Source organism: Leifsonia sp. NPDC080035, from assembly GCF_040050925.1.
GTDB lineage: Bacteria > Actinomycetota > Actinomycetes > Actinomycetales > Microbacteriaceae > Leifsonia.
On record NZ_CP157390.1, the window covers coordinates 3,503,400 to 3,516,863 of the forward strand.

Annotated in this window: 11 protein-coding genes and 1 tRNA gene; all 12 read right to left on the bottom strand. The window is 71.1% G+C overall.

What is annotated here, in order from left to right; all coding sequences use genetic code 11:
• Positions 1 to 97: 97 nt before the first annotated feature.
• Positions 98 to 760: a response regulator transcription factor gene (locus AAME72_RS17070; RefSeq protein WP_348787727.1), complete on the bottom strand. Its 663-nt coding sequence runs from the start codon at positions 758 to 760 to the stop codon at positions 98 to 100.
• A complete protein-coding gene (locus tag AAME72_RS17075) occupies positions 757 to 1,974 on the bottom strand; it encodes a sensor histidine kinase (protein ID WP_348787728.1) in 1,218 nt (405 codons plus the stop codon). The genes AAME72_RS17070 and AAME72_RS17075 overlap by 4 nt, the downstream gene beginning before the upstream one ends.
• A gap of 128 nt (positions 1,975 to 2,102) precedes the next feature.
• Positions 2,103 to 2,291, bottom strand: coding sequence for a hypothetical protein (locus AAME72_RS17080; RefSeq protein WP_348787729.1), 189 nt, complete (start codon positions 2,289 to 2,291; stop codon positions 2,103 to 2,105).
• A 131-nt stretch (positions 2,292 to 2,422) separates the two neighbouring features.
• Positions 2,423 to 2,498: transfer RNA gene (locus AAME72_RS17085), tRNA-Asn, on the bottom strand.
• A 79-nt stretch (positions 2,499 to 2,577) separates the two neighbouring features.
• The gene (locus AAME72_RS17090) at positions 2,578 to 3,582 is read right to left on the bottom strand and encodes a D-isomer specific 2-hydroxyacid dehydrogenase family protein (protein WP_348787730.1); all 1,005 of its coding nucleotides are present in this window, start codon (positions 3,580 to 3,582) and stop codon (positions 2,578 to 2,580) included.
• 35 nt (positions 3,583 to 3,617) lie between these two features.
• The gene (locus AAME72_RS17095) at positions 3,618 to 4,463 is read right to left on the bottom strand and encodes a dipeptide/oligopeptide/nickel ABC transporter ATP-binding protein (RefSeq protein ID WP_348787731.1); all 846 of its coding nucleotides are present in this window, start codon (positions 4,461 to 4,463) and stop codon (positions 3,618 to 3,620) included.
• A 108-nt stretch (positions 4,464 to 4,571) separates the two neighbouring features.
• Entirely contained in the window at positions 4,572 to 6,260 is a 1,689-nt protein-coding gene (locus tag AAME72_RS17100) for an ABC transporter ATP-binding protein (protein ID WP_348787732.1), read from the bottom strand.
• A complete protein-coding gene (locus AAME72_RS17105) occupies positions 6,257 to 7,312 on the bottom strand; it encodes an ABC transporter permease (RefSeq protein WP_348787733.1) in 1,056 nt (351 codons plus the stop codon). Before AAME72_RS17105 ends, AAME72_RS17100 begins: the two co-directional genes overlap by 4 nt.
• A 1-nt stretch (position 7,313) precedes the next feature.
• A complete protein-coding gene (locus tag AAME72_RS17110) occupies positions 7,314 to 8,408 on the bottom strand; it encodes an ABC transporter permease (RefSeq protein ID WP_348787734.1) in 1,095 nt (364 codons plus the stop codon).
• 78 nt (positions 8,409 to 8,486) lie between these two features.
• The gene (locus tag AAME72_RS17115; protein ID WP_348787735.1) at positions 8,487 to 10,121 is read right to left on the bottom strand and encodes an ABC transporter substrate-binding protein; all 1,635 of its coding nucleotides are present in this window, start codon (positions 10,119 to 10,121) and stop codon (positions 8,487 to 8,489) included.
• A 224-nt stretch (positions 10,122 to 10,345) separates the two neighbouring features.
• On the bottom strand, positions 10,346 to 12,247 hold the full coding sequence (gene dnaG, locus AAME72_RS17120; protein WP_348787736.1) for a DNA primase: 1,902 nt from the start codon (positions 12,245 to 12,247) through the stop codon (positions 10,346 to 10,348).
• A 32-nt stretch (positions 12,248 to 12,279) separates the two neighbouring features.
• A complete protein-coding gene (locus tag AAME72_RS17125; protein WP_348787737.1) occupies positions 12,280 to 13,392 on the bottom strand; it encodes a DUF4282 domain-containing protein in 1,113 nt (370 codons plus the stop codon).
• Positions 13,393 to 13,464 lie beyond the last annotated feature (72 nt).

Sequence of the window (13,464 nt, forward strand, 5' to 3'; positions counted from 1 at the left end):
GCCCGCGGCTCTCGCGGGCCATGCACCCAGCCTCGCCGCGCGGCCTCCGCGGCGAATCCGCCGCCGGGAGTCACCTGCCCTACTCCCCCGGGATCAGCTACTGCCAGCCGGGCTGGACGAGCCCGGTCTCGTAGGCGATCACCACGAGGCGCACCCGGTCGCGCGCATCCAGCTTCGTCATGATGCGGGAGACGTGCGTCTTGGCGGTGAGCGGGCTGAGGTACAGCCGCTCGCCGATCTCGGTGTTGGTGAGCCCGTGGCCGACCAGCGCGAGGACTTCGCGCTCGCGCTCGGTGAGCCCGGCGAGGGCGGCGGTGTCCTCCGGCGGCCGCAGCCCGCCCGCTACCCGCTCGATCAGCCGGCGGGTGACGCCCGGAGACAGCAGCGCGTCGCCGGCCGCGACCACCCGCACGGCGCGCAGCAGCTCCACCGGCTCGGTGTCCTTCACGAGGAACCCGCTCGCGCCGGCAACGATGGCCTGGGCGACGTATTCGTCCAGCTCGAAGGTCGTGACGACCACGATGCGGGTGCCCGCGAGGCCGGGATCGCCGACGATCTCCCCGGTCGCCCACAGCCCGTCGCCGTCGGGCATCCGGATGTCCATGAGGACGATGTCCGGCCGCGTCTCGCGCACCTGCGCCAGCGCGTCCCGGCCGGTCGCCGCCTCGCCGACCACCTCCAGGTCCGGCTCCGCCTCCAGCAGGGCGCGGAAGCCCGCCCGCACGAGGTGCTGGTCGTCCGCCAGCAGCACGCGGATCACGACGCCTCCGCCGTCCGCGCCGGGATGCGCGCCTCCACCGTGACCCCGCCGCCGTCGGTCTCGCGCACCGCGAAGCTGCCGCCGAGCAGCTCCGCGCGCTCGCGCATCCCGAGCATCCCCTTGCCGTCGCGCTCACCGTCTCCTGGCAGGCCGCGACCGTCGTCGGCGACGCTGAGCACGTAGCTGCCGTCCTCCTCGGCGAGGTGGATGCGCACCGTGCGCGCCTGCGCATGCCGGCCGATGTTCGTCAGAGACTCCTGCACGATCCGGTACAGCGCGAGCTGACTGGCGGCCGACGGCACACTGCGCAGGTCGTCCTCCAGCCGGACGTCCAGCCCCGCCCTGCGGTAGGTGTCGGCGAGCACGGGGATGCGGGCGAGGTCCGGCTCCGGCGCACGGGAGGAGGCGGGGCCGTCCGCGCGCAGGAAGCCGAGAACGCCGCGCACCTCCTCGAGCGCCTGGCTGCTGACCGTCTTGATCGACTCGAGACTCTCCCGGGCCTTGTCCGGTCGGCTGTCGAACAGGTGCAGGCCGACGCCCGCCTGCACGCTGATCTGCGACAGCGAGTGCGCGAGGACGTCGTGCAGCTCGCGCGCGATGCGCAGCCGCTCCGCCTCCGCCGCTGCCTCTCTGCGCGCCGCGATCTGGCGGGACAGCTCGCGGTAGCGCTCCCTGCGCCCGCGGATCGCCTCGCCGACGCCGACGAGCAGCGTGAGCACGAGCGCGATGATGAGCGGCCGGATCACGGCCTCCGGCCGCGCCACGAGCAGATACGCGCCGACGGGCCCGACGATCGCGAGCCCCGCGACCGTCCACCACGCCCACACCCGTGCACCGCGGACCACCGCGCCGACGATCGCGAACGCCAGGGGGACGGCCGCGAACGGCGGCCCGACCGTGATGGCGATCGCCGGGGCGCAGAGCACCGCGACCGCGACCAGCGTGACCCCGGGATGCGTGCGGCCGAGCAGCAGCAGGAACGAGGACGCGAACGCCACCAGCACGGCGGCGATGGTCAGCGGGTCGGTGGCGGCGTCGTGCGCGGCGATGACGACGCCGGGCAGTTGGATGAGCGCGGCCAGCGCGGCAGGGAACCAGCCGGCGCCGCGCGGCGCACGACCGTCCGACCAGGCCGGGATGCGCGGCCCAGAGCCGGTCTGCGCGTGCCAGGGCGCACCGCGGAGACGGCTGTCGTCCGACGGGTTCCGGGGCATCCTCCCATGCTAACGAGCGCCCACGGCGGACTCGTGCGCCCCGGGGAGTCTTCCGGCTGCTCCCCGGGGAGTACGAAGCGGGCGCTCAGCGCGCTCAGCGGTTCGGGGCGCTCAGCTGTTCGGGGCGCTCAGGGGTTGTGCTGGGCGTCGAAACCGCCGTCGTCGTCCGGGTTGTCGAAGATCCGGCCGAACGCCGGGCCGCCGAACGCAGTGAGTCCGGCCTCCCGCTCCAGCGACTCCCGCACCTCGTCCGTGTCGTTCTCGTACTCGTCCTCGGTCTCGTCGGGCTCCTCGCGCCCGCGCTCCCTCTCGTCCATAGCCGGATGGTACCCATGGTGGCCCGCTCTGGCACCGGCGTGAGGTGAACAGCGGATGTATTCCGCAGCGGGCATGGGAGCGACGCGAAGAGGCCCCGGCCCCGCTTTCGCGGTGACCGGGGCCTCTTCCGTGGCTCCCCGACTTGGACTCGAACCAAGAACCTGCCGGTTAACAGCCGGCTGCTCTGCCAATTGAGCTATCGAGGAATGCTTGATCAGCGAAGCTACTCTAGCAAGGATTCTGGCCCCGCGAGAAATCGGCCGCGCATCCCGCGCGCGTCGGCGATCAGTACCCGGCGCCGGGGTCGACGCGGCCGACGAACCGGCCGTCCCCGAGAAACGCGGCGACGTTCAGACGGATGCGTTCGGCCAGCAGCGGCGCGACCATCTCCGGTGTGTCGGCCTGGTGCGGCGTGATGAGGCAGTTCGGCTCGTCCCAGAGCGGATGACCGTCCGGCAGCGGCTCCGGGTCGGTCACGTCGATGCCGGCGCCGGCGATCGAGCCATCGCGCAGCGCCTCCAAGAGCGCGTCGGTGTCGACCAGGCCGCCGCGCGCGATGTTGACCAGCCGGGCGGTCGGCTTCATCAGCGCGAACTCGGGCGCACCGAACAGGTGCCGCGTGCCGCCGGTGAGCGCGGCCGCGATCACCACGACGTCCGCGGTCGGCAGCACCTCGTGCAGGCGCTCCGCGGTGACCGTGCGCCTGGCCCCGGGAACCGGATCCTCCGAGCGACGGACGATCGTCACCCTGGCGTCGAACGGCTCCAGCAACCGCATCAGTTCGAGCGCGATGCCGCCGGCGCCGACGATCACCACGTCGAGCCCGTAGAGCGACGTGCCCTCCTGCTCGGTCGCCCAGCTGCGGGCCCGCACCCGCTTGGGCAGCACGCGGAGCAGCGCGAGCGTCAGCGCCAGGGCGTGCTCGGCGACGGGCTGCGCGTACGCCCCCTTAGCGCTGGTCCAGACCAGCCCAGGCCGATCCTCAGCGGCGAGGATGTCCGCGAACGCGTCGACCCCGGCGAACGGGAGCTGCACCCAGCCGATGCCGGGGTGCTCCTCGAGCACCGGCGGGAAGTCCTTCGCATCCTTGTACGAGAGCCACACCACCCCGCGGGTGCGGTCGGAGAGCGGCTCGACGGTGCCGCCGGCCTCCTGGACCGCGGCGACGAACGCCGGTTCCGGCTGTGGGAGCACCGCGATCGGGCCCGGCTCGGGACGCTGTTCGGCCGGGATCGCTTCGGCGTCGACGGCGAGGACGGCGCGGTGCTGGGAGGAGGGAGTCTCTGGCATATCGGACCTCTCGTGTGTCCCGTGTCTGTCGGGGTTCAGTGGGCGGACTGGGGACGGCGGGCCGTGCGGCGCTGCGTCGGCCCGAGAGCCTCCGCGAGGCCCTTCACGAACGGATGCGCGGGATCCGCCAGCACCTCCTCGATCGGCCCGTAGCCGACCGGCCGGCCGTTCTGCAGCACGAGGGAGGCGTCCGTGGCGCGTCGCAGCACGGCGAGGTCGTGGCTGACGACCACGGCGCTGAAGCCCTCGTGCGCACGCAGCTGGCCGAGCAGGTCGATGACGGCGTCGCGCACGGTGGCGTCGATGCCCGCGGTCGGCTCGTCGGCGATCAGGATGCGCGGGCCGAGCACCAGGGCCCGCGCGAGCGCGACGCGCTGGCGCTGGCCCGCGCTCAGCTCGTAGGGGTACTTGCCGAGGACGCTGAGCGGGAGGTGCACGGTGTCCAGCATCAGCGCCGCGCGCTCACCCGCCGCGCGCCGGGGATAGTGCTCGTCGCGTTCGAAGATCGGCAGCGAGACGTTGTCCTGCACGGTCAGCGACGGCTCCAGCGTCGCCGCGGCCTCCTGAGGCAGGTAGCCGACGTGGAAGGTCACCTCGGCGATGTCGCGCTTGCGCGCCTTGCGGAGCGAGTGGCCGAGCACCGTCGCCTCTCCCCCGCTGATCCGCGGGCCCGGCTCACCGGAGCGCACCGGCAGCGCGCGTCCCGCGAGCACCGCTGCCAGGGTGCTCTTTCCCGAGCCGGTCTCCCCGAGCACGCCGAGGGACTGGCCGGGCTCCAGGCGGAAGGAGACGCCCCGCAGCGCGACGCACGACGGGCTCGGCCCCCGCGCGGGGTACTCGACGGACAGATCGCTGACGCTGATCGCGGGCTCGGAACTCACCCTTCGACCATACGGGGTGATCGCGCCATGCGGGCGATCGGTCGCGACACGCCGCGCGTCGACGGACGACGCGGCGTGTCGCGACCTGCCGGGGCCGAGGGCGTGCCTTCAGGCGGAGGTCGTCTGGATGGCGCGGAGGGCCTCTCGGCGGTCGGCCTGCTCGATCGGGTCGGGCACGGGCAGGGAGGCGAGCAGGCGCTGGGTGTACGCCTCGCGCGGGTTGCCGAGCACCTCGGCGCCGGTCCCCTCCTCGACCAGCTTCCCGCGGTGCAGCACCGCGATCCGGTCCGCCAGCAGGTCGACGACCGCGAGGTCGTGGCTGATGAACAGCGCCGCGAAGCCGAACTCGCGCTGCAGGTCGGCGAACAGCTCGAGCACGCGCGCCTGCACCGAGACGTCCAGCGCCGAGGTCGGCTCGTCGGCGATGAGCAGCGTCGGCTCCAGCGCGAGCGCGCGGGCGAGGCTCGCCCGCTGACGCTGGCCGCCGGAGAGCTCGTGCGGGAACCTGTCGCCGTAGCTGCGCGGCAGCTGCACCGCCTCCAGCAGCTCGTCGACCCGCGAGCGCGCCGCAGAGGGCGACGACGCCTTCCCGTGCACGACCAGCGGCTCCGCGACGCAGTCCGCGATCGTCAGCAGCGGGTTGAAGCTGGACGCGGGGTCCTGGAACACGAAGCCGATCCGCTCGCGCACCTTCCGGAACTGGCGTTCGCGGACGCCGTTCATCTCGATGCCGAGCACCTGGAGCGAGCCGTCGGTGACCCTGTTCAGCCCGGCAATCGCACGGCCGATGGTGGTCTTGCCCGAGCCGGACTCGCCGACCAGGCCCAGCACCTCGCCGGGGCGGATGTCGAAGGAGACGCCGTCCACCGCGACGAAGCCGGGACGGCCGAGGCGGCCCGGGTACTGGATGCGCAAGTCTCGTGCCCGCACGACCGCGGACTCCTCCGGGCGCTCGGCGCGGGCGATCGCCCGCTCCTCTGTGGCGATGCGGCCCTGCCCGATCTTGGGCACGGAGGCGAGGAGCTTCTTCGTGTACTCCGCCTGCGGGGCGGCGAACAGCGTGCGAGCGTCCGCCTCCTCCACGAGCTTGCCCTGGTACATCACCGCGACCCGGTCCGCGAGGTCGGCGACGACGCCCATGTTGTGGGTGATCAGCACGATCGCCGCGCCGAACTCGTCGCGGCAGCGCCGCAGGAGGTCGAGGATCTCCGCCTGGACCGTCACGTCCAGTGCGGTCGTCGGCTCGTCGGCGACGATGAGCCCGGGGTTCAGCACCAGCGCCATCGCGATAACGACGCGCTGCTTCTGGCCGCCGGAGAACTGGTGCGGGTAGTACTTCACCCGCTTCTCCGGCTCCGGGATGCCGACCCGGCCGAGGATCTCGACAGCCTGGGCCATCGCCTCCTTCTTGGACAGGGAACCGTGGGCGCGCAGGCCCTCCGCGATCTGCCAGCCGACGGTGTACACCGGGTTCAGCGCGGTGGACGGCTCCTGGAAGACCATCGCGACGTCGGTGCCGCGCACATCCCGCAGCTGCTTCTTGGAGAGCGTGACGACATCCGCCTCGCTCTGGCCGTCCTTGCTGCGCAGGACGACGGCGCCGGACGCGGTCGCGGTCTCCGGGAGCAGTCCCAGGATGGTCTTGGCGGTCACGGTCTTGCCGGACCCGGACTCGCCGACGATGGCCAGCACCTCGCCGGGCGCGACCCGCAGGCTCACGTCATCGACGGCCTTGACTGCCCCGGCGTCGGTGGCGAAGGACACCGACAGGTTGTCGATCTGCACGACATCGCTCATGGCTTGACCTCGATTCCGTGTTCGTCGAAGGACTCTCCGCCCTCCAGGCCGTCCAGGCCGCCGGGGCCGGCGAGCAGGGGGCCGCCGGGGACGACCGAGGTCTCCGCCACCTCACCGGACGCCTCCGCGGCGCGACGGCGCCCGCGCAGACGGGGATCCGCCAGGTCGTTCAGACTCTCGCCCACGAGGGTGATGCCGAGCACCACGAGCACGATCGCGAGGCCGGGGAAGATGGCCGTCCACCAGATCCCGCTGGTGACGTCCGAGAGCGCCTTGTTCAGGTCGTAGCCCCACTCGGCCGCGGCCGTCGGCTCGATGCCGAAGCCGAGGAAGCCCAGCGCCGCGAGCGTCAGGATCGCCTCCGACGAGTTCAGCGTGAAGATCAGCGGGAGCGTGCGGGTGGAGTTGCGCAGCACGTGCCGGAACATGATGCGTCCGTTGCTCGCGCCGATCACCTTGGCCGCCTCGACGTACGCCTCCGACTTGATGCGCACCACCTCGGAGCGGATCACCCGGAAGTACTGCGGGATGAAGACGACGGTGATCGAGATCGCCGCCGCGAAGATCCCGCCCCACAGGCTGGACTGGCCGCCCGAGATGACGATCGCCATCACGATCGCCAGCAGCAGCGACGGGAACGCGTAGATCGCGTCCGCGATCACGACGAGCACCCGGTCGACCCAGCCGCCGAAGTAGCCGGAGATGAGGCCGAGGACGACGCCGGCGAAGATCGAGAGGATCACCGCGACGACGATGACGAGGATCGCCGTCTGCGCGCCCCAGATGACCCGGGAGAAGACGTCGTAGCCGCCGACCGTTGTGCCCCAGATGTGCGCGGCGCTCGGCGGCTGCTGGGAGCCGAACTGGCCGTTCGCGTCCTTCAGCTGAGCGAAGCCGTACGGCGCGATCAGCGGGGCGAACACCGCGACGAGGATGAATACGCCGGTCAGGACGAGACCCGCGATCAGCATCCCGCGCTGCAGCCCGACGGACTGGCGCAGCTGGTGGACGACGGGGAGGCGACGCCAGAAGCTTCGTGTGCCCGAGGCCATCTCAGTACCTCACTCTCGGGTCGATGAGCGCCGCGATGATGTCGACGATGAAGTTCGTCACGGCGACGATCACGGCGAGCAGGACGACGAGTCCCTGCACGGCGACGAAGTCGCGCGACTGCAGGTAGTGCGAGAGCTGGAAGCCCAGGCCCTTCCACTCGAACGTCGTCTCCGTGAGGATCGCGCCGCCGAGCAGCAGGGCGATCTGCAGTCCGATGACGGTGATGATCGGGATGAGCGCGGGGCGGTACGCGTGCTTGCGAACCAGTCGGCTCTCCCGGACACCGCGCGAACGGGCAGCATCCACGTAGTCGGTGGACAGAGTCCCGATGACGTTCGTGCGCACCAGGCGCAGGAAGATGCCCGCCGTGAGGAGGCCGAGGGTGACCGCGGGCAGGACCGCGTGGAGCAGCACGTCGCCGATGACGGCGGGGTCCCCGGTCTGGAAGGCGTCGATCAGGTAGATCCCGGTCTTGTTCTCCAGCGTCTGCATCTCGATCTCGGAGCTGGTGGATGCGCGCCCCGCGACCGGGAGCCAGTCCAGCCAGACCGAGAAGATCAGCTTCAGCACCATGCCGGCGAAGAACACCGGCGTTGCGTAGCAGAGGATCGCGAACACGCGCAGCGTGGCGTCACCGAACCGGTCGCGGTAGTACGCGGCGACCATGCCGAGCGGGATGCCGACGATGAAGGCGACGATGAGCGCGTAGATCGCGAGCTCCAGGGTCGCCGCGCCGTAGGTCAGCAGCACCTGCGTCACCGGCTGGTGGTCGGTGAAGGTGGTGCCGAAATCGCCGCGGAGGATCTGACCGAGGTACTCGACGTACTGGACGATGAGCGGCCGGTCGTAGCCGGCCTCGTGGATGCGCTGCTGCAGCTGCGCGGGCGGCAGCTTGCCGCCGAGGGCCGCGGTGATGGGGTCTCCGGTGGAGCGCATCAGGAAGAAGACGACCGTCACCAGGATGAAGATCGTCGGGATGATGAGGAGGGCGCGGACGACGATGTAGCGGCCGAGGCCGCCTCCCGAGCGTCGCGCCTTGGTTCGTTCGGGGCCGGGCGCCGTCGGCGCCGCCTGCCCGGTGACCGTCGCTGTCATGGAAGCCAATCGTGGGTGGTTCGTGGGAGGGGGCGGCTCGCCGATGCGAACCGCCCCCGTTCGGCCGTGCTGTGCGGCCTAGCCCTTCGACAGGGCGGCGTAGCGGAACTTGAACGAGGCGTCCAGCGTCTTGTCGGTGCCGGAGACGTCCTTGCCCACCACGGCGACCTGGGCGCCCTGCAGCAGCGGCAGGGTGGACAGGTCCGCGCCCACCTTCGCCTGGATCTCCTCGATCAGCTTGGTTCGGGCGGCCTTGTCGGTGGTGCCGAGCTGCTGGGTGATCAGCTGCTGCACCTGGGGGTTGTCGTAGTGGTTCGCCAGGAAGTTGTCCTTGACGAAGAACGGCGACAGGTAGTTGTCCGCGTCGGAGTAGTCGGGGAACCAGCCCAGCTGGTACGCCGGGTAGAGGTCCTTCACGCGGTCCTTCGAGTACTGCACCCACTCGGTGGACTGCAGGTTGACCTTGAACAGACCGCCGTTCTCCAGCTGCTCCTTGACCAGCGCGTACTCGTCGCCGGACGACGGGCCGTAGTGGTCGGGGTTGTACTGCAGGTTGAGCGCGACCGGGGTGGTGACGCCGGCGGCCTGCAGCGCGGCCTTCGCCTTGTCCAGGCTCGGGCCGCCGTTGCCGTCGCCGTAGAGGTCCTTCAGCACGGTGGTCGCGCCGGTCAGGCCCTCGGGGACGAACGAGTACAGCGGGGTGTAGGTGTCCTTGTAGACCTGCTTGGCGATGGTCGCGCGGTCGACGAGGTCGGCCGCGGCCTGGCGCACGGCGAGTGCCTTCTTCGCGTCGGCCTGCGGCGTGGTGGCCCCGTACGGCATCGTGTTGAAGTTCCAGACGATGTAACGGGTCTCACCGCCCGGGCCCTTGACGACCTTGACGCTCTTGTCGGAGGACAGGCTGTCGATGTCCGTGGCCGTGAGGCTGCGGAAGGCGACGTCGATGGCGTTCTTCTGGATGTCAAGCTTCAGGTTCGACGACTCGGCGTAGTACTTGACGTTGACCTTCTCGGTGGCGGGCTTGCCCAGCAGGCCCTCGTAGTTCGGGTTCGCCTTGTACGCGATGAGGTTGTTGAAGTCGTAGCTGGTGATGTCGTACTGGCCGGCGAACGGGTGACCCTTGACGATGGTCTTGTCGTCGGTGACCTTGTCGGCCGAGAAGACCTGGTGGTCCACGATCGGGCCGGCGGGGCTGGAGAGCACCTGCGCGAAGGTCTGGTCGTTCGGCACCTTCAGCTTGAAGACGGCGGTGGTCTTGTCCGGCGTGCTCACGCTGTCCAGGTTGCCGAGCAGCGACGCGGGACCGTTCGGGTCATTGATCTTCAGCTGGCGGTCGAACGTGAACTTCACGTCCTCGGAGGTCAGCGGGTGACCGTTCGCGAACTTCAGGTTCGGCTTGAGCTTGACCGTGTACTCGGTCGGCGAGGTGAAGTCGGCGCTCTGGGCGATGTCCGGCTTCACGTCCGGGCTGCCGTACGGGCTGTTCATGAGGAACGGGTAGACCTGGTTCATCACGGCGAACGAGCCGTTGTCGTACGAACCAGCCGGGTCGATCGAGGTGATCTTGTCTGTCGTGCCGATGGTGAGGGTGCCTCCGCCGCCTCCACCGGAGTTGTTGTTGCTCCCGGAGCAGCCGGCGAGCACCAGCGCCGCGGCCGCGAACGCGGCCGACACGGCGAGCAGGCGCCGTCCGCCTTGTGATACGGATCTCATATCCGAGTACCTCTTCCTGGTGTGGGGACACTGAGCCGGCATGGGCGCACGGAGAAGCGCCATCGCCGAATCGCGTAGAACTGTCCTAGCATGAAACGCACGTATTACATGCATTCGGATACGAATCGAGCCGAGATCTTTACATCGGCGCAACAGATCCGCGCTCGTCCGCGCAGATCGGTGCGAAATCCGTCGTGGCGGGCGTGCTCCGGAGGCGCAGCGTGCTACTCGCCCCGCAGGCGCATCCGCTCGCGGTCGATCGACGCCAGCGCCGTCTGCAGCGAGCGGCGCAGGTCGGTCTCCGCGGGGTCGGTTCGGGCGAGCCGGCCGGTCAGCTCCGCCTTCTCCCGCAAGAGGTCGCGATCGATCAGACCGTCGAGGATCGAGCGGGCGTATCGCCCTGCCTCCCCCGCCGCCTGCGGCAGCGCCGCAACCGCGAGGCCGTTCACGGTCGGCGCGTAGGCGGAGGGCACCTCGGCCAGCACGCGGTCGACCCAGCCGGGCTGGTCCATCGTGGCGAGCTGGCTGGCGATCGCGTCCTTGACCACGGCGTGCGTCGGGTTCACGAAGGGCACCTGGACGGCGCGGGCCGCCCGCTCCCGGCCGACCTCACCCGGGAGCTGAAGCAGCACCATGAGGCTCTCGCGCTCGGTGCGCTGGGTCGGGTCGGTGAGGTCGGCGGGGCGGATGTGGGCGACCGCCGCCTCGGGTGCGACGGCGTCCCCGCCCGGCCGGCCGTAGGGCGCCTGGTCCTGTCCGCGCTGGCCCTGTCCGCGGCCCTGTCCAGGACCCTCCGACCGCGAGCCGCGCTGGGCGGACCGCACGGCCCGTGTCGCATCCTGCAGGTCGGCGCCGGAGAGGCGGGCGAGCTCGCGTGTGTAGCCGTTCTGGGATGCCGGGTCGCGGATCGTCGCGACGATCGGGGCGCCGGCGCGGAGGGCGGCCGTGCGGCCCTCCACCGAGTCGAGGTCGTAACGCTCGACGACCTGGCGCAGCATGAACTCGAACATCGGCTTCTTCGCGTCGATCATCCGGCGCACCGCGTCGTCGCCCTTCGCGAGCCGCAGGTCGCACGGGTCGAGCCCGTCCGGGCCGACGGCCACGTACGTCTGGGCGGAGAAGCGCTGCTCCTCGCCGAACGCGCGCGCGGCCGCCTTCTGGCCGGCGGCGTCCGGGTCGAAGGTGAAGATCACCGAGCCGGTGCTGCTGTCGTCACCCATGATCCGGCGGATCACCTTGATGTGGTCGACGCCGAAGGCGGTGCCGCAGGTCGCGACCGCCGTGGTGATGCCGGCGAGGTGGCAGGCCATGACGTCCGTGTACCCCTCGACGACGACGACCTGGTCGTTGCGGGAGATGTCGCGCTTGGCGAGATCGAGACCGTAGAGCACCTGGGCCTTCTTATAGACCGGCGTCTCCGGGGTGTTCAGGTACTTGGGGCCGTTGTCGTCCTCCAGCAGCCGGCGCGCGCCGAACCCGATGGTCTGGCCGGTCACGTCCCGGATCGGCCACACCAGCCGGCCGCGGAAGCGGTCGTAGACGCCGCGGTCGCGCTGGGAGACCAGTCCGGCGGCGAGCAGCTCTTCGGGCGTGAAGCCCTTCGAGCGGAGGTGCTTGGTGAGCTCATCCCAGCTTTTCGGGGCGTACCCCACGCCGAAGTGGGCGGCGGCCGCAGCATCGAAGCCGCGCTCGCCCAGGAACCGGCGGCCGGGGTCCGCGCCCGCGGTGCCCAGCTGGTCGCGGAAGTACTCCTCGGCGGCCGAGTTGGCGGCGAGGAGGCGTGCGCGGTTCCCGCTTGACTCGCTCGGACCTCCGCCGCCCTCCTCGTAGCGCAGCTGGTAGCCGATGCGCGCCGCAAGCCGCTCGACGGCCTCGGTGAAGGAGACGTGGTCGAGCTTGACCAGGAATTCGTAGACGTCGCCGCCCTCGCCGCAGCCGAAGCAGTGGTACCGGCCGACGCCGGGGCGGACGTTGAAGCTCGGGCTCTTCTCGTCGTGGAACGGGCACAGGCCCTTCAGCGATCCGACGCCGCCCGGCTTCAGGCTGACGTAGTCGCCGATGATGTCGGCGATGTTAGTGCGTGCCTTGACCTCTTCGATGTCGCTTTGTCGAATCCGGCCGGCCATGACTCGATTCTAGTGAGCCGGGCCGACGTCCATCATCGCGGCGGCCGGCGGCGGCCTCTCGTGTTCTGCGCGATCTCGATGATCGCGCAGAATACCTCGATCGTGACCCGCAGCAGCAGGACGCTGAGGACCGCCGCCACGAGCGTCACGAGCACACCGAGCAGGAACACGAAGGCGCCGACGGGCGAGTTCGTGGCAACGGCGATGCCGAGGCTGTTGGCGAAGCCGACGACGATGCCCAGGCCGATGAGCACCAGCCCGACGACGTAGACGGGACCCGCCAGCTTCCGGGTCACATAGCTCGTGAACGTGAAGTCGAACAGGGACGAGAAGAACCGCGAATCGTCGAGCCGGTCGGCGATGTCGTTGACGCTGCGATATCCGGCGGCACCGTGCGCACCGTCGGCGTCGTCGTCGCTCGGCGTCGCGCTCGCGGCCGCGGGCTGCGCGGGACCGGCGGCCGCTCCTGCGGCCTGGCCCCCTGCGGCGGGCGGAGCCTCGAGGACCGTGGTCTCAGCGGTCGTGGTGGAGGTCGCCGGGGCCTCCGCCGGGGACGCGTCGACCGGGGCGGCAGGGGGCTCGGCGGGCTGCTCCGCTGCCGCTCCGGCCGCGTAGAACTCGCTGGCGGTCGGTAGAACGGCCGTCTCCGCCCCGGTGTCGGGGGCGTCCACGGCGTCCGTGGCGTCTGCCGCGCCCGTTTCCTCGGTCTGCACCGGCTCCGCCGGCGACGAGGAGGTGTCCGGGGTCGGCGACGCGGGGTCCGCGGTCGGCGTGGTCTTGCCCAGCATCGCGTCCAGGATCTCGGGCGCCTCGCCCGCCGGCGAGATCGGCGTGGTCTTCACGGTGGAACGCTTGCGCGGCGCGGGGGTGCGCTTCGCGGGCAGCTCCGCATCCTCCGGCTTCCTGGCGGCCGCGCTGCGCGTTGTCCCGGCGCGGGCGGTCCCGGTCCGCGCGGCGCCGGAGCGCGCGGTTCCGGTACCGGCACCCGCCGTACCGGAACCCGCCGCAGGCGTGCGCGGTGCGCGCTTGGCGGGGGCCCGCTTGGGCGCGGGTGGGGTCGCGGCCTCGGACGCCGCCGTCTCCGGTGCAGCCTCCTGACCCTCAGCGGGCCGGTCGCCGTCCGACGGTGGCTGTGCGGTGCTCATGCGTCTCCCTCCGATGCCGTTCCTCAAGCATTCTGCACGCGGCCCCGGGATACAAGCCCGCGCGCCGCGCTC